Annotated in this window: 18 protein-coding genes and 1 other annotated feature; of the genes, 10 read left to right on the forward strand and 8 right to left on the reverse strand. The window is 42.7% G+C overall.

What is annotated here, in order from left to right; genetic code table 11:
- The first annotated feature begins 80 nt into the window (after positions 1 to 80).
- The 3 genes from CEF13_RS06540 (at position 81) to CEF13_RS06550 (ending at position 2,568) form a co-directional block, all read left to right on the forward strand.
- Positions 81 to 767, forward strand: a complete 687-nt coding sequence (locus tag CEF13_RS06540; RefSeq protein WP_102709959.1) for a peptidoglycan recognition protein family protein — start codon at positions 81 to 83, stop codon at positions 765 to 767.
- Between the two features lie 226 nt (positions 768 to 993).
- Positions 994 to 1,809, forward strand: coding sequence for a CAP domain-containing protein (locus CEF13_RS06545; RefSeq protein ID WP_211297038.1), 816 nt, complete (start codon positions 994 to 996; stop codon positions 1,807 to 1,809).
- 126 nt (positions 1,810 to 1,935) lie between these two features.
- Complete coding sequence (locus CEF13_RS06550) at positions 1,936 to 2,568, forward strand: 3D domain-containing protein (RefSeq protein WP_102709960.1); 633 nt, start codon at positions 1,936 to 1,938, stop codon at positions 2,566 to 2,568.
- Between the two features lie 54 nt (positions 2,569 to 2,622).
- Here the strand turns inward: CEF13_RS06550 and CEF13_RS06555 are convergent, their stop codons facing one another.
- Positions 2,623 to 3,450, reverse strand: a complete 828-nt coding sequence (locus CEF13_RS06555) for a polysaccharide deacetylase family protein (RefSeq protein WP_243864714.1) — start codon at positions 3,448 to 3,450, stop codon at positions 2,623 to 2,625.
- Positions 3,451 to 3,591: 141 nt separating this feature from the next.
- Here CEF13_RS06555 and CEF13_RS06560 point away from each other — a divergent pair, with 141 nt between their 5' ends.
- Complete coding sequence (locus tag CEF13_RS06560) at positions 3,592 to 4,485, forward strand: fumarylacetoacetate hydrolase family protein (RefSeq protein ID WP_102709961.1); 894 nt, start codon at positions 3,592 to 3,594, stop codon at positions 4,483 to 4,485.
- 81 nt (positions 4,486 to 4,566) lie between these two features.
- Positions 4,567 to 5,379, forward strand: coding sequence for a hypothetical protein (locus tag CEF13_RS06565; protein ID WP_102709962.1), 813 nt, complete (start codon positions 4,567 to 4,569; stop codon positions 5,377 to 5,379).
- A 61-nt stretch (positions 5,380 to 5,440) separates the two neighbouring features.
- Here the strand turns inward: CEF13_RS06565 and CEF13_RS06570 are convergent, their stop codons facing one another.
- Positions 5,441 to 6,703 carry a methyl-accepting chemotaxis protein gene (locus CEF13_RS06570; protein WP_166742892.1) on the reverse strand — a complete coding sequence of 421 codons (1,263 nt, stop codon included), beginning with the start codon at positions 6,701 to 6,703 and terminating at the stop codon, positions 5,441 to 5,443.
- A 418-nt stretch (positions 6,704 to 7,121) separates the two neighbouring features.
- Here CEF13_RS06570 and CEF13_RS06575 point away from each other — a divergent pair, with 418 nt between their 5' ends.
- Complete coding sequence (locus CEF13_RS06575) at positions 7,122 to 7,523, forward strand: O-methyltransferase (protein WP_102709964.1); 402 nt, start codon at positions 7,122 to 7,124, stop codon at positions 7,521 to 7,523.
- A 53-nt stretch (positions 7,524 to 7,576) separates the two neighbouring features.
- Here the strand turns inward: CEF13_RS06575 and CEF13_RS06580 are convergent, their stop codons facing one another.
- Positions 7,577 to 8,452: a TIGR03943 family putative permease subunit gene (locus tag CEF13_RS06580; protein ID WP_102709965.1), complete on the reverse strand. Its 876-nt coding sequence runs from the start codon at positions 8,450 to 8,452 to the stop codon at positions 7,577 to 7,579.
- Positions 8,449 to 9,492, reverse strand: coding sequence for a permease (locus CEF13_RS06585; protein ID WP_102709966.1), 1,044 nt, complete (start codon positions 9,490 to 9,492; stop codon positions 8,449 to 8,451). Before CEF13_RS06585 ends, CEF13_RS06580 begins: the two co-directional genes overlap by 4 nt.
- Positions 9,493 to 9,668: 176 nt before the next feature.
- Positions 9,669 to 9,931: a binding site (T-box leader), on the forward strand.
- A gap of 58 nt (positions 9,932 to 9,989) precedes the next feature.
- Here CEF13_RS06585 and trpS point away from each other — a divergent pair.
- Positions 9,990 to 10,979: a tryptophan--tRNA ligase gene (trpS, locus tag CEF13_RS06590; protein WP_102709967.1), complete on the forward strand. Its 990-nt coding sequence runs from the start codon at positions 9,990 to 9,992 to the stop codon at positions 10,977 to 10,979.
- Positions 10,980 to 11,011: 32 nt separating this feature from the next.
- Here trpS and CEF13_RS28725 read toward each other — a convergent pair whose 3' ends face one another.
- The gene (locus CEF13_RS28725; RefSeq protein ID WP_166742885.1) at positions 11,012 to 11,188 is read right to left on the reverse strand and encodes a DUF5325 family protein; all 177 of its coding nucleotides are present in this window, start codon (positions 11,186 to 11,188) and stop codon (positions 11,012 to 11,014) included.
- A gap of 130 nt (positions 11,189 to 11,318) precedes the next feature.
- Between CEF13_RS28725 and CEF13_RS06595 the strand changes: the two genes are divergently transcribed.
- Positions 11,319 to 11,534: an alpha/beta-type small acid-soluble spore protein gene (locus CEF13_RS06595; RefSeq protein ID WP_102709968.1), complete on the forward strand. Its 216-nt coding sequence runs from the start codon at positions 11,319 to 11,321 to the stop codon at positions 11,532 to 11,534.
- A gap of 128 nt (positions 11,535 to 11,662) precedes the next feature.
- Here the strand turns inward: CEF13_RS06595 and CEF13_RS06600 are convergent, their stop codons facing one another.
- Positions 11,663 to 12,649: a metal-dependent hydrolase gene (locus CEF13_RS06600; protein WP_102709969.1), complete on the reverse strand. Its 987-nt coding sequence runs from the start codon at positions 12,647 to 12,649 to the stop codon at positions 11,663 to 11,665.
- An 89-nt stretch (positions 12,650 to 12,738) separates the two neighbouring features.
- On the opposite strand from CEF13_RS06600, the gene CEF13_RS06605 reads away from it, so the two are divergent.
- Entirely contained in the window at positions 12,739 to 13,023 is a 285-nt protein-coding gene (locus tag CEF13_RS06605) for a hypothetical protein (protein WP_102709970.1), read from the forward strand.
- Between the two features lie 12 nt (positions 13,024 to 13,035).
- Here CEF13_RS06605 and gerQ read toward each other — a convergent pair whose 3' ends face one another.
- Both gerQ and CEF13_RS06615 read right to left on the reverse strand, forming a co-directional pair.
- Positions 13,036 to 13,656: a spore coat protein GerQ gene (gene gerQ / locus CEF13_RS06610; RefSeq protein WP_102709971.1), complete on the reverse strand. Its 621-nt coding sequence runs from the start codon at positions 13,654 to 13,656 to the stop codon at positions 13,036 to 13,038.
- Between the two features lie 38 nt (positions 13,657 to 13,694).
- Positions 13,695 to 14,117, reverse strand: coding sequence for a cell wall hydrolase (locus CEF13_RS06615; protein WP_102709972.1), 423 nt, complete (start codon positions 14,115 to 14,117; stop codon positions 13,695 to 13,697).
- Positions 14,118 to 14,285: 168 nt separating this feature from the next.
- On the opposite strand from CEF13_RS06615, the gene cyoE reads away from it, so the two are divergent.
- The gene (cyoE, locus tag CEF13_RS06620) at positions 14,286 to 15,203 is read left to right on the forward strand and encodes a heme o synthase (RefSeq protein WP_424991979.1); all 918 of its coding nucleotides are present in this window, start codon (positions 14,286 to 14,288) and stop codon (positions 15,201 to 15,203) included.
- The last annotated feature ends 18 nt before the right edge of the window (positions 15,204 to 15,221 follow it).

Below are 15,221 nucleotides of genomic sequence, written 5' to 3' on the forward strand. Positions count from 1 at the left end.
TTTTTTTATGTCTCACGTCTCAGTGTGGTTGTTTATAGCATATGATGTAGCAATTGTTTTTCTGAAAGGTGCGATGATTTATGACTGCTGAACGCAAAAACTTCCGCAGATTCACTTATGCGGAATATGTAGATTACTTAAAACCGTTTGTTTCCAAGGTGAAATTCTCTCAGGTTCACGTTCATGGAACATGGAAACCCACTATTGCCGATTATCGCAAAGCTGCTGAGAAAATAAAAATCATTCAGGCGATGTGGCGTTTTCATACGGTGACAAACAATTGGGGAGATATAGCTCAGCATGCGACGATTGATCCAGACGGTTTCATTTGGGAAGGGAGATCACTACTTGAGGCTCCGGCTTCGGCAAGTGGATACAATGATGCTGATCTAGACGGTGTTCATCCATTCATGTTCGAAATGATCGGAAATTTTGACGTGGGAGCGGAGAAACTTGAAGGCGCTCAGCTTGCGACTGCTGTTAAATTGACGAATGCAATCATATCGCTGTGGAAGCTGCCAGAGTCTCAAATTAAGTTTCATCGAGAATTGAATCCGGCCAAGACATGTCCAGGCAGCTCTGTTAGCAAAGCTTCCTTCCTTGCGTTGGTAAGGGATTGGAGGAGTGTGGATATGTCCCCAGCAGATGCGAATACGATTATCTCAAAATGGCTGTCTCCTGCATGGTTTGCAGCAGCGACTAAGGCTGAGAAAGACGAGATTCACCGCCTGGCAGAGGAGCTTCGCAAAGCTAGCGGCCAATTGTGAAACGGTTTCAAATTCGATGATGAGCATATTCTCATAATGCAGCAGTGATGCTGTTTTGCGGCCTGTTTTCGGCATATTACCAGTTATTGTGTCATGAAACGACAAAAACCCCGTGTTAAGATAAGTGGCGTCGGGAGAACAAACGCTTTACGCCAGAAAATATATGCAAGTTATTAGGATCCAACTTTCATATATTTTAAAACTTATCATACAGGAGGAATCATTCATGAAGATGCAACCAATTCGAGTAGGTGTCGCAGGTATAATCGCAGCAACGGTAATCGGTGCAGGATTAGTGGCTCCAACAGCAAATGCAGCACCTGCTGTGAAAACAAATTCCACCATTCAAACGTATATGCTTAATCAAGATGCATTTAAAAACATTGCTAATAGTTACGGTCTGGATCTTAGTAAGCTCTTTAACGGCATTACTATTTCATTGCCAGATTGCTTTGCTGGAAATACAGGAACAGTAACAAAGCCAAGCACGGGAACAGGTACAGTAACGAAGCCAAGCACTGGAACAGGTACAGTAACGAAGCCAAGTACTGGAACAGGCACAGTAACAAAGCCTAGCACTGGAACAGGTACGGTAACAAAGCCTAGCACTGGAACAGGCACAGTAACAAAGCCTAGCACCGGAACAGGCACAACTACCGGAGGAGATTCTAGCTTGGGTGCATTCCAATCTCAAGTAATCGATCTTGTTAACCAAGAACGTGCCAAAGCAGGTATGTCGGCATTGAAGAGCGACACGCTTCTAACAAAGGTAGCAACTGACAAAGCAAAAGATATGGATGTAAACAATTATTTCAGTCACACATCACCAACATACGGATCACCTTTTGATATGATGCGTTCTTATGGCGTGACTTATTCCTATGCAGGCGAGAATATTGCTGCTGGTCAAAGAACACCGCAAGAAGTAATGACAGCTTGGATGAACAGCGAAGGCCACCGCGCTAACATTCTAAACAATAATTTCACAAAAATCGGTGTTGGCTATGTGAACGGCAAATGGGTACAAGAATTTACTGGTTAATTCCTAATAACGGAATTGAAACTCATGTATAAATGTTAAGGGCGCCTGTCGCCCTTAACACCCTATCATTTCAAATAACTCTGCCGAAGTTGTGAAACGTCGGAAGAGCACCGGAGGAATTAACTCATGTTTAAAAAAAGCACTTTAGCAGCAGCCGTAATTGGCTTGTCCGTCATGATGGCGGCAGGAACAGCGAATGCAGCTGCCAAAACACATACTGCGACAGACAATGATACATTCTGGAAGCTCTCCAAGCAGTACAATGTACCGCTAGATAAACTGCAGGAAGCAAATCCAAGCATAGATCCTTTGAATATATATATTGGAATGAAGCTTACAATTCCTTCAATGGAAAAAGAAGCAGCGGCAAATGAAGTTAAAGCTGCGTCTGTGGATTCAGCAAAAACAATAACCGCTGTGAATGGCAAAAAAATAGAATACTCCAAATCATTAAATGTACAAGCTACTGCTTATACAGCAGCAGCTTCCGAGAATGGCAAATGGGGCGCAGTCGACTACTTTGGCGACAAGCTGAAGGTTGGCACGATTGCTGTTGATCCTAAATTGATTCCACTGGGCACAAAGCTTTATGTGACCGGCTATGATTATAACGGATTGCCGCAAGGCGGAATGGTAGCGACAGCTACGGATATAGGCGGAGCGATTAAAGGGAACCGCATTGATATTTTTGTTCCAGGCTCGACGAGCCAAGCGCAATCGTTTGGTATTCAGAACGTCAAACTATTCGTAATAGAATAAGCATAGATAATAAACCGATTGTCTGCTCCTTGAGAGCAGCTTTCGGTTTTTTTGTTACCTACGTGCCGCTGGCTGTCCAACAAGCTCAGGAAGTGTAACAATTTCATAACCTTTGTTATGCAGCATTTCAATTATTTTGGGCAAAGCGTTAATGGTTCCAGCGAAACTTTGGCCTCTTCCGCCTCCAGCGTGCTGAAGTACGATTGAACCTGGCTGCAGTGTATTTTTTATATTTTTGATAATTCGCGTATCGCTCGGATTGTTTTTCCAATCTACAGAATCGACATCCCAATTTACAATTGTGAAACCGGCTTGCTTGCTCCATTTCACCTGGTGCGGCAGTGTCTCGCCATATGGTGGACGAATAAAGTGTGGGGAGTAGCCGACAATATTTCTAATAATAGAATCGGTGCCTTCGATTTGCTTTCGATAATTGGTTAAGGAAAGCTTTGATAAAACAGCATGGTCATAAGAGTGATTTCCAATGATATGCCCTTCCTTATGTATCCTTTTGACTAGGGTAGGATTTCTGGATGCACGGTTTCCCACAATAAAAAAAGTAGCACGTACTTCGTATTTCGCTAGTATATCTAAAATAGCCGGTGTAACTCTTGGATCGGGAGCATCATCAAACGTAAGGGCAACTCTTCTCTTATTGCGAGGTCCATTTAACAGAAATGAATGAGGATACTGTCTATGCAGCTCGACCCATGATATGCCGGAAATTTTTCGTTTTTTTATTTTTTTGTCGGGCTTGGACCATGTTTGCTGCGTCCCATCAGCATACGCAGGAGCGGAATAGTGGGCTTGACCAAAAAGAAGACAAGCCGTTATAGCCGCAAATGCAAAGCATTTCATTATTTTACGCCGAATGCTCTTCATACCTCATCATTCCTTACTTATTTATTTATAGGCATCGTGCCGCTATTTTACCCTTGGAGTATTCTTTCATACACTTTACATCGAAAAAGGCTAAGCTTAAGATAAATACATAGATGTTTCCAACAAAAGGAGAGAAATGAAATGAAGCTGCTGCAATTTATTGACCATGGACAAGTAAAGCTTGGCGTAATGACTGAGGCAGGTATTATCGATGTTGAAGCTGCATCACAAACATTCCAAATCAAAGCACCCACATCGGTCGAAGAAGCTATTAAAGGCGGCACGACGGCGAGTGCAGAGCTTGATCAGCTCATTATTGCTGCGAATGAAAATCCAAATCCTGCATTTTTGATTGAGGAATCGATGATTACATATGCACCGGCTGTTAGTACTCCGCAGAAGATCATCTGTGTGGGTCTTAACTATCGCAAGCATGCGGAGGAGACGAAGGCGGATATCCCAACCTCGCCTATATTGTTTAATAAATTTGCTAATGCGCTTAGCGCTCATGAACAATCTATAGTACTGCCTCATACAAGCAACGAGGTGGATTATGAGGCAGAGCTTGCTATCGTCATCGGCAGGAAGGCGAAGGATGTCGCAGAAGCGGATGCGCTTGATTATGTATATGGCTATTGCTGCGCTAATGACTTGTCTGCACGTAATTTGCAGCGGCGTACATCACAATGGATGCTAGGCAAAAGCTGTGACGGCTTCGCCCCGCTGGGGCCATATATAGTGACTGCAGACGAGATTAGCAACCCAGATAATCTATCCATTTCATGCCGTGTTAACGGTGTGCAAAAGCAGAATTCCAATACAGCTGATATGATTTTTTCATGCAGAACTATTATTAGCTATATTTCGCAGCATATGACTCTAGAGCCTGGCGATATCATATTGACGGGAACGCCTGAAGGAGTTGTGATCGGCTATCCGAGGGAGCAGCGTGTTTATTTACAATCTGGGGATAATGTATCGGTAACTATCGAGAAGCTGGGAGAGCTGCGGAATACGATGATTTCTTTTCATTGATAATCATTATCGATGAATGTATAATATAGAAGCCATTATTTATTACATGTATAAGGTGTTATGGAGAGGAAAAAAAGCGAAATGAATGATTCCATTATGGCATGCCTCGCAAAAGAGTATGATCTAACGACGCAGCCGCGTGAGCTGGTTGTTTATCGTTGTGCTGCCATTGATTTACTGAATGAAAGTAAAATGAAGCATTTGTTAGCACTATACACACCTCTTGTGAAGGGCAAGGAGCAGGCAGTAGGGGAAGCCTATATGACAGGCTGGTTCAGAGGTCCGACAATGGGTCTTCTCTATGCTCTTTCAGCATGGAATAAGTCCATTAATTTGTCACTCCATAATATAACGATTGAAATTTATAAGAATAGCTATAATGATATTGAATATTATAGCTGCGGCTTCCTGCTTAGCAATGTTGAGCTGGAGGACGGGCCGCAGCTGCCGTTAGACAATAGCGATTGGGTCACAGAAAAGCTGGGACATTATTTTCAACATACCGTTCGACCGATATTCGAGTCAATTGCCAAAGTAGGGTCGCTTAAGATTGGAATGCTTTGGAGCCAGCTTCCTACATCATTTGAATATAGCTATGAGCTGCTGCTGAAATCAGATAAGAGCGATGAAGTTAAGCTGCAAACGATTAGGAATTATAAGCTGATGAAGTCACTCGACGGGCAGCGTTTTGGAAGAAAAAACAATCCATTGGATGTGAAATTCCGGTTGACGGAATCAATGGATTGTCCAGATAAACAAATTAGAATGAAATATACGTGCTGCCAATATTATTTGGTGGAGGACGGCTATTATTGCTTTACGTGTCCGAAGATAAGGGAGAGTGAACGGGAAGAGCGTCGAATGGCCTTCCGTTCTGAGAATCAGAAACAATAACAGAATGAACAAAAAGACCTTCTACTCATCGCGTTGGCGAAGAATGAAGGTCTTTTTATTATTATTTCATTTTGAATACATTTATCGTTTTGAGCAATTGAGCAGCCATTGTACGCATCCGTTCTGTTTCCTCTACGACCGCTTGGACAGAACCGATTTGTTCATTCATAGAGGCGGAAACCTGTTCAGTGCCAGCGGCGGACTGCTCAGTTATAGCGGAGATATTCTGAATTGCTCCAGAAATTTTGCGGGCACTCTCAAGCATTGCATCGCTTTCTTGTGAGAAAACATAAATTTTATTCGTAATAAATTGAACGCTTTCCACGATTTCTGAGAATACGACTTCAGATTCTTTAATATGATCCGTTTGAAGCCTGACTACCTCTTCGTTGGTTTTCATATTCGCAATCGTATGTTTAATACCCTCATCAATGCTTTTAACTAATTGGAATACTTGCTTTGTTGATGCAGACGATTCTTCGGCAAGCTTACGAACCTCTTGCGCCACGACAGCAAAGCCTCTGCCGTGTTCACCCGCTCTTGCCGCTTCTATGGAAGCGTTGAGCGACAGCAGGTTTGTTTGTTCTGCAAGGTCAGAGATCGTTGTCGTAATCGCGCTAATTCCTTTTGCTTTCTGAGCCAGATCCTCTATCGTTGCGGATACCTTTGCTGTTGCCTCAACGTTGCGGCGCATGCCTTCTGCTTGTACATCAAGAGCTTTCATTCCTTTATCAACAAGCACTAGCGTCTGTTCCGAACGAGTGTTCATTTCCTTTGTAGAATCTGCATAGTCTGAAACCTTCTCTTCAATTTCAGTAATGGATTCACTCATATGTGATACATCTTCTGAAATTTCATTAGCACCGGTTGCAAGCTCGTTTACAGAAGCGGATACCTGCTGCATCGCAATTTGAACATTATTGTTTTTGTCAAAAATGCTGTGGCTTGTCTCGGATACATGGCGAATAATATTCGATGTTTCCGTTAATATATCCCGCAGCTTGTCGATCATGCTGTTGAAGGAATGACCAAGCTCGCCTAGAGCAGATGATGAGCTTGTATCAATTTTTTGCGTAAAATCGCCTTTCGAAATACGGAGCGCTGTTCCCTTGATCTCATCGAAAGAATCATTAATCGATTTCTCAATAAAGGAAACGGTTGGGAATACCGCAATTGCCATAATGATCGTAACAATAATGCCACCGATGACGGAGTCTCCAGAAAATGATAATACAGCAAGCATTAAAGCAGCAAACACCAACAGGTTGAAATAAAAACTGATCAGCAGCTTATTGCGCACAGATAGCGAATAGTACCATTGGATCATTATGTAAGCGCTCCTTTTAATAGAATATCCATATTATAGCACCGGTTGCGAAATTGGTCTATAATTGTCGATTTATTAAAAATTCCGTAATACGTGCCCGCAAAAGGCTTTTCGGAAAATACTAATGACGTTTTCGGTGTTTGCTCAATTAGAAAATGATACCATTATCGGTATGAGAATACTTTAAAGGATTATTTATATGGTTCAAAAGATTCAATTATTTTTCGATAATTTTCGAAGAATTTATTTATTGTCTAAATATATGGAATTTTAAAGAAGAAAGTAGTCGGATTATTTAGAATATTAAAAATAATGTCGTTTAATCTATTGTAAATGATAGAAATGGACTATATAATATGCGATGAGACCTATATGTAAGCGCGAACATATTCATTATTAGTGGAGGCTGATAGTCATGGAACTGGATTCGATATCGCTGGCTCGTCAAGTTGATTTTGTATTTCGCCAGCTCGAGGGTGAGCTAACGAATGCAACAGCAGGAACAGTACTGATTCAAATTCGTAACAATGCAGTAGGCAAATTTGGGCTGAAGCATCATCCAATTGAAACGAAAAATGGGAAGTTCGAGACATCAAGCCAAGGACTGACTGGCTCACAGGTACAAGCCTTCCGCCAAATGGCTATGGACGCGCTCAAGTTTAGAAAAGAATGGACTCACGGCGAGATATTATATGATTTCTCTGTACGCTCCAACGCAAACTCCTGGTCAGCGAGTGTCCTCTATGAGTCGAATTACAATATGTCTAACTGGAATACGCGGTATATTCCGAAACAAAATGGCATTTGGGATTCATAGTTGAAAGGGGATATACAAACGGACAAGGGAAACGCATGAAGCGTTTCCCTGCTTTAAAGACCAAAATCAAGGTCAGGATAGACATATGGCGAATCGGGAGCATGAATTCTTTCGATCTTCGTTACGTCAAGTGAAATAATATCATGGTCTTGGTAAGCAGCAGTCGATAATATCCCTTTCACAGACACCCATTCGTCATTCGCGAAATTCATTGCTTTGGGCCAATTAATCATTAAACCATAGGGCATGGCGTCAGCAGAACAACAATTCATCACGAAGCGGCTGACGACCAGTTGTTCTTTTCCCATATCATCCTCACGATATACAAATCCGGATATTTCGACCTCTTTTCCGATAAAGGCATTCCGGTAAAGATCAAGTGTTGTTAAGGTTTCAATAAATAAATGTTCTGGCACAGGGATAAGAGTTTTCTTATACAGTTGTTTGCCATATGCCGCATGTGCTTCTGTATATTCGTCGAAAGGAAAAAGACTGTCGATTGAGCCGTCTGTCTTCGAATCTGGTTTCAAATCGGGGTGTGGTGATTGCGGTGCAGTCTGTTCAAGCTTAACAGCGGTGGAGAAATTTACTCCTTTCTTGGAAGCGAGAGCGCTGCCTAGAGTGCCGGTAGGAACAAGAAAGCCCAGCAGCAGCGGAAATATAAAAAGCCCATAGATAAGAATGCTTTTCATGACGGAGGGTGAAGGCTCATGTTCGCAGTCGCAGCTCGGCGCTGTATGGCCGATTCGTTTCTGCAATGCGGCATATATTTGGTATATGGCTGCTGCGTAGAGCCCAAGGGCAGAAAGCTTCACGTATAGCTCCATTCTCGGCGCAATAAACATTCCCATTTCACCGGTTCGATCCAAATAGACAATAAACATAGCGAAGCCTGTCAGTATGGCTGCTCTAATAAGATGATGTATCATATCAATACCTCCGTGACCCAAGCTCCAACAAGAGTTAACACAGCTACTAATAATGTAAGGATTATTACAAACTTAACGCGGAAAGTGGATAATAGCATTAACAAATTTTTGAAATCAATCATCGCTCCGAATACAAGAAAGGCCAGCAAGGGACCGAAATCAAAAACACCGTTAAAAGAGGATGCGATAAACGCATCAGATGTCGAGCAGATCGATAAAATGAATGCAAATGCCATCATAAAAAGATAAGCAAAAAAAGGCTGCTCAGCAAATGCGGTAAGGGTGCTGCGATCAACGACAGTTTGAATAATTGCGGTTAAGAATGCGCCAAAAATCAAATATTTCCCCATTTCGAAAAACTCGTCAGAAGAATGTGACAATATGGATGCGCCTTTTCCGCGAAAACCTGATCCATTTTTGCTGTGATCATGATCATGACTATGACTATGACTATGTTTATGGTTATGATTATGGTGAATGACATGCAAAGCAGGGGTTGCTTTAAGCGGACTCTTTCGCATGAATTTATAAAGCAGAAAGCCTACCACGACTGAAATAACAAAGGCCAGTCCCATTCGAGAGTACGCCATTTCAGGCGTACCGCGAAAAGCAGTAAATGTCGAGGTATACACGATAGGATTTACGATTGGTCCTGCCAGTAAATAAACAATACCTATGTAAGCAGGCATTCCTTTGCGTATGAGTCGGCGAACGACTGGAATCATTCCGCACTCGCATAACGGGAATATGATCCCAAGCAAAGCACCGAATAGAACGCCTGCTATTGGATTCTTTGGCGTGAATTTTCTTATAAGCTCGTCCGTTACGAAAACCTGCAGCAGCGCTGAGAACAATACACCAAGCAGGATGAACGGAAATGCTTCTAATATAACGCTTATAAATATAATTTTAAAAGTTTGGAGGTTTGCTGAATTGAGGAGGCGGTCAGGCAAATCTCGCTGAGTTACGATAAGCGCAAGCATAATGAGACATCCTACACCCAGCAAAGGCGTAACGTAACGATATAAAAATTTCTGCATGAGGTTTATCCTTTCTAATAGTAATTATTACGATTAACAATATAACATATGTTTCTCATTCTTGAAATAGACATGCTCCACTAATCTGTATCATCATTCTAAATGATATGTTTCTATTTGTTGGAATAGGACAATGCTTATCGCTTGACAATAAGTCGGATAGTTGTATAATCATTTTAAATGCGATGATGGGAACAAGTAAGCTCGAATGAGTTGCCTGCAGAGAGCCGGTGTTTGCTGCGAACCGGTGCAAGCTTCGATGCTGAATGGGTCCCGGAGCCTATGAACGGAACTCGGCAATTAGGTTTGCTGAAGATGTTTGTACGGCAGCTCCCCGTTACGGAGTAATAAGGTTTATGGCAAGCAGCCTTGCGTCTCTAGTCAAGAGCGCTCGTGTCATAAGCAAATTAGGGTGGCACCACGGTCTCTCGTCCCTTGCGGCGAGGGTTTTTTTGCGTTTATTTAGCCTTATTCAAATAAAAGGAGCGGATATTTCAATGAAGAAAGTCTTATCAGGAATCCAACCAAGCGGTCAGCTTACCTTAGGAAATTATATCGGGGCGATGCAAAATTTCGTCAAGCTACAGCATACCGAGGAATGTTTTTTTATGGTAGTTGACCTGCATGCTATTACAGTTGCTCAGGATCCAGCAGCTCTTCGCGAACAAACGGAAGCTGTTGCGGCATTGTTTATTGCAGCGGGCATTGATCCAAACAAAGCCAATGTATATGTCCAATCCCATGTTCGTGCGCATGCTGAGCTCGGATGGTTGATGACGACCATTGCCAATATGGGTGAATTGGAAAGAATGACGCAGTTTAAAGATAAATCGGCGGGCAAGGATTCAGTTGGAGCGGGATTGTTTGTGTATCCAACTCTAATGGCTGCAGATATACTCATCTATAATGCTGATCTTGTTCCAGTTGGTGACGATCAGAAGCAGCATTTGGAGCTTACACGTGATCTCGCACATCGTTTCAATACCAGATTTGGACAATATTTTACGATTCCGGAGCCATATATTCCGAAAGTTGGAGCTCGTGTCATGTCACTGGATGATGCAAGTAAAAAAATGAGCAAAAGCAATCCGAATGTCGGAAGCTTTATTGCTTTGCTAGATCCTCCGGACGTTATCCGCAAAAAAATAAGCAGGGCAACAACCGACTCGGGCCGCGAAGTAAAATACGACCCAGCCAATAAGCCTGAAGTAAGCAACTTGATTGGAATATACGCACATTGTGCGAACATGACGATCGCTGAGGTTGAAGAGCGCTATGATGGTCAGGGCTATGGTCCATTCAAGAAGGATCTTGCGGAGCATGTCGTTGCTGTTCTTGAGCCGCTGCAGGAAAGGTACAATGAAATTCGCAGTTCAGGCGAAATTCATCACATATTGAAGCAAGGTGCTGAGCGAGCTTCTATTGTTGCTGAACGGACATTAATTGAAGTAAAAGAACGGATGGGCTTTCTTCTGCCTCGCGAATAGAAAAAAACAAACAACAAGGCTGGCGCGAAGCGTCAGCCTTGTTGTTTTCTCCGTAAACGCGCTTTTGTAATGAAGCCTGCTCCGATGGTGAAGAGACTCAATAGGCCAAATAATAATACATACCAAACGTTATAGCTGATGGAGACAGCCATTGCACTTAGAAATAGAATAGCAAGCACCGAAAAAAACAAAGAAAGTGACTTAGACATAGCGGATATCTCCTTAAAAAATCGTAAATATATTTTATGAACCAAGCATAGTTTCCTGAGTCATGCACATAATAAGCTTGCAAGCTTGCAACAAACATTAAAGTGCAGAGGACGAAAGGAGAAATACATTATGGCAGGAAACAGAAGCGGTCAACTCGTAGTTCCACAATCTAGCCAAGCTTTGCAACAAATGAAACTTGAGGCGGCACAAGAGCTAGGCGTGCAAATACCTCAAGATGGATATTACGGTAATGTTTCTACACGTGATGCAGGCTCCCTGGGCGGTTACATTACGAAGAAACTCGTTCAAATCGCTGAACAACAATTGTCTGGCGGATCCCGTTAATTACTCCTAATACACTATGTTAATCAAAGCCCAAGGCAGCTGCCTTGGGCTTCTTGTTTATTAATTCTATAATAACACAAAAACAGAAAGCCCCCTACATTTGAATCAAGGGACTTTCTGGTCGCTATTTAATACGTATCCATTCGAAGTCGTTTCATTAATCGTTCATCGCTTAGCCAACCCACATAGGAGCCGATTGTTTCATACTTCTTGTTCATAAGAAGTATGCCAACGAAAGGATACTGCTTGCGATGGCGATAACGCACATCAGACCATCTTACTTCATACCCCCAATTATGCTCATTCATCTCGGCGCAGGCAAAGCTGGTGAAATATAAGAAGGATTGGATCGCAGGATCATTTTTTGATTTAGTTACAGCAGGATGATCAGAGCATTGAACATGATCAAGCCATGTTAATGCTCTGCTGCGCAAATTACCAATGGCAAAGCTGCCTTCTTTTGTTTGCTTGACCACATTCCATATCGTTAAAGAAATAGTCGGAATTGCAATATAATGATCCCCTTCGTTATGATTGGGATCTATTGCTTGAATTCTCTCAACAGTTCTGCGGGCAGCCCACGTTCGCCATAAGTAGTAAACGGCTAGAAAGGCATACATGGCGGGAAATAAAACAGCAGGATTTACGAAACCGGCGGCCCAAAGTAAAATAGCTATGACATGCAGGGTAAAAATAATGGGATCAAATATATGGATAATGTTCCAGGATATCCACTTTTCAGTAAATGGTCTCATCGCTTGTGTACCATAAGTATTAAATAAATCAGTAAATACATGAACACAAACGGCAAGTAATACCCAGCCGCCAATATGCAGCCAAGGCAAGCTGCCTTTATAAAATAACTGAATAATGCTTGTAATTAATATTGTCCAAATGGCGATGGCAGGCAAGGAGTGAGAAATGCCTCGATGATGCCGGATATAGAAAGCATTTCCTTTGAGCCTTAGAATGCCATCCAAATCAGGTGCTTGTGAACCTAACACCGTTCCGAGCAGAACAGCAGTTTGAAGAGACGAATCTGAAGCTACAACAGGGTCGACTGCAGCTAGACCAGCCAAGCCTATACCCATAACTAGATGTGTTCCTGTATCCATGCCAAAGCCCCCATTCAACTGATTAGAGCTAGTATCGGCTGAATAAGGCATTTTTATCATTCGTTCTAATTAGAAGGAGAAGAAAAACCATGTATATTTGTTTTGCGGAATACCAAATTGCACCAGAGCACAGACAGCTATTTCTTGACTACACGAAGACTTTGCTTGCTAACGTGCATGATGTTTATTTATATGAAGGAACGGATCAGCCGAACCTATTCGTAGAAGTATGGAATGCTCCGAATGCCGAGGAAGCCGAACGTATCAAAAAAGAACGCTGCGATGAGCGTTCTCCTTGGTTCTTCATAACAGAATGGATCGTTGGTGGCGAGGCAAAAATGCATATTTGGACATTTAAAGGAATCAATGGATGAAATCAGCTCAGCTTAACGGCCAGTGTTAACCGTACCTAGCGTCGCCATGCCAAGCGGTGTTGAGGAGCTAATCGTTTGTCCCTGAAACGGATATTCGTAGGCGATTGGCTCATCAAATGTGACATAATCAAGATTAAGCGTCAAGAGTAAGTAACGCATACCTGTCGATGGATCGCTAATAATAATATGGTCGCGGCCTGCTGCCTCAACAATGCCTTTGAATATTTTGGCGTTCCACTCCCGATTGTTCTCGTATGTCATATAGAAGGTTCCCATTTTACCGCGGTTTAAACGTAAAATGTTTTCCACATATGACTCCTCAACTGCAGGAAGCGTAACGATATTCCCACCGGTAGGCGTAACAAAGGAACCGCTTGGCACATTAGTAGGCACTGGCATAGCTTGTTGTTGTAGCGGCATAGCTTGTTGAGCTTGAAAGTTAGCCTGTTGGGGCTGGAAACTAGCAGGAAAAGGAGTCGGCTGTGGACCCATGCCCATACCGCCCATACCCATACCGCCCATGCCGCCCATATGATATGGATAATTGCCATACCCGCCGCCGTAACCAAAGCCTTTATTGGGGCCTGTATTGGCTGGACTTACTTCATTATTGAAACGATAATTATTAGACATTCTCATGTTCCTCGCTTTCGCACAATGAAAATATTAAATTAATATACAGCAGGACAGTCGCTTTCCGCTGGAATAAAGAAGCAATGGGCTTTGTAACGGCCGCTATTGTATTGATCGTACCAAGTATCGGGGCAACTTCCCGCAGGCCTGAAAAACCAGAGTGCATTAGAAGCAGGGCGCTGACGCTCTCCGTTGATGACTCTCTCCGCCAATCGGATATCTTTGTCTCTTGCACTTTGGTAGAAATACCCTTTAGTCGTTGCTTCAAAGCCGCCGGGGCTTTGAAAGACCATATCGGGAATGGAGCGAATGTTTCTGAAATCTAAGCAATTGCCGCGTATCCGATTCACTCCGACGTTGCCGACCATTAGCATTCCAAGCTCGCCTTCACCCTCTGCTTCCGCTCTCATAAGCCGAGCCAGCATCTTGGTATTTTCAGAATTCGTTTTGATAACTGCCATAGACTTATTGATTCACTTCCTTTCGCATAGGCATCTAACTACATAATCATTGTATTGAGCGTCTGGCAAAATGGTTACTAAATGATTTGTCACATTTCACATGACAAAATGATGAACAAAGGGGTCGAACATTGTCATCGTTTGCTTTTTTCGGTATGATTAGAAACGATTCATCAAAAAAAGATAGACGCAAAGGCGTCTTGTCGCATAACTCGGGAGGCCTTCTACGTGCTGAAAGACTTAATTGCATTAACAAAACCGGGACTGCTTCGGTTAAATATTTTTGCTGCACTCGGTGGTTTCTTGGTCGCTTCCAAATGGGATATTGACTTTGTATTGCTCATTTGTATGCTTATAGGCTCAACGCTGACGATTGCGTCTGCAACCGTCATTAACAACTACTGGGATCGGGAATTAGATCTTAAGATGGAGCGAACAAAAAATCGCGCGCTGCCTACAGGTCGGATGCAGCCTGGAACGGTGCTGCTTTACGGTATTATATTAGGGGTTATCGGACTTGCCGCATTGTTCGTATTTGTTAATCCTTTAGCTGGATGGCTCGGTTTTTTTGGCTGGTTTGTATATATCGTTATTTATACGATGTGGCTAAAGAGGACCTCGACATGGAGCACTTCGATTGGCGGAATCTCTGGTTCAATGCCGCCGGTAATCGGCTATTGTGCGGTGACACAGGAAATTGATGCAGGCGCGTGGATATTATTCGCATTGCTGTTCTTATGGCAGCCGGCTCACTTCTGGTCGCTTGCTATTAGACGAGTAGAGGAATACCGTGCTGCAGGATTTCCGCTGCTGCCGGTTGTGAAGGGGATCAAGCGCACAAAGCTTCAAATGATTCCTTATATCGCTCTTCTTATTCCAGCAGGAATTCTGTTTTATACTTATGGTTATGTCGGCATTTACTTCCTCATTATTTCTGTGCTCTTCGGAGCTGTATGGCTAGTTCATACCTTAAGCGGAATTAATGCCAAGGATACGGACAAATGGGCGAAAATAAACTTCTTAATTTCCGTTAACTATCTAATGGTTATATTTATAGTTATGATACTTAATACCAAATTTTCATAATAGTCAAGGAGTGGAAGA

It is taken from the genome of Paenibacillus castaneae, assembly GCF_002884445.1.
In the GTDB taxonomy this organism is placed as follows: Bacteria; Bacillota; Bacilli; order Paenibacillales; family Paenibacillaceae; genus Pristimantibacillus; species Pristimantibacillus castaneae.

Coding starts and splice junctions, on each gene's coding strand:
- CEF13_RS06540 (WP_102709959.1), top strand. CDS start 81: ATGACTGCTGAACGCAAAAACTTCCGCAGATTCACTTATGCGGAATAT.
- CEF13_RS06545 (WP_211297038.1), top strand. CDS start 994: ATGAAGATGCAACCAATTCGAGTAGGTGTCGCAGGTATAATCGCAGCA.
- CEF13_RS06550 (WP_102709960.1), top strand. CDS start 1,936: ATGTTTAAAAAAAGCACTTTAGCAGCAGCCGTAATTGGCTTGTCCGTC.
- CEF13_RS06555 (WP_243864714.1), bottom strand. CDS start 3,450: ATGAAGAGCATTCGGCGTAAAATAATGAAATGCTTTGCATTTGCGGCT.
- CEF13_RS06560 (WP_102709961.1), top strand. CDS start 3,592: ATGAAGCTGCTGCAATTTATTGACCATGGACAAGTAAAGCTTGGCGTA.
- CEF13_RS06565 (WP_102709962.1), top strand. CDS start 4,567: ATGAATGATTCCATTATGGCATGCCTCGCAAAAGAGTATGATCTAACG.
- CEF13_RS06575 (WP_102709964.1), top strand. CDS start 7,122: ATGGAACTGGATTCGATATCGCTGGCTCGTCAAGTTGATTTTGTATTT.
- CEF13_RS06580 (WP_102709965.1), bottom strand. CDS start 8,452: ATGATACATCATCTTATTAGAGCAGCCATACTGACAGGCTTCGCTATG.
- CEF13_RS06585 (WP_102709966.1), bottom strand. CDS start 9,492: ATGCAGAAATTTTTATATCGTTACGTTACGCCTTTGCTGGGTGTAGGA.
- trpS (WP_102709967.1), top strand. CDS start 9,990: ATGAAGAAAGTCTTATCAGGAATCCAACCAAGCGGTCAGCTTACCTTA.
- CEF13_RS28725 (WP_166742885.1), bottom strand. CDS start 11,188: ATGTCTAAGTCACTTTCTTTGTTTTTTTCGGTGCTTGCTATTCTATTT.
- CEF13_RS06595 (WP_102709968.1), top strand. CDS start 11,319: ATGGCAGGAAACAGAAGCGGTCAACTCGTAGTTCCACAATCTAGCCAA.
- CEF13_RS06600 (WP_102709969.1), bottom strand. CDS start 12,649: ATGGATACAGGAACACATCTAGTTATGGGTATAGGCTTGGCTGGTCTA.
- CEF13_RS06605 (WP_102709970.1), top strand. CDS start 12,739: ATGTATATTTGTTTTGCGGAATACCAAATTGCACCAGAGCACAGACAG.
- gerQ (WP_102709971.1), bottom strand. CDS start 13,656: ATGTCTAATAATTATCGTTTCAATAATGAAGTAAGTCCAGCCAATACA.
- CEF13_RS06615 (WP_102709972.1), bottom strand. CDS start 14,117: ATGGCAGTTATCAAAACGAATTCTGAAAATACCAAGATGCTGGCTCGG.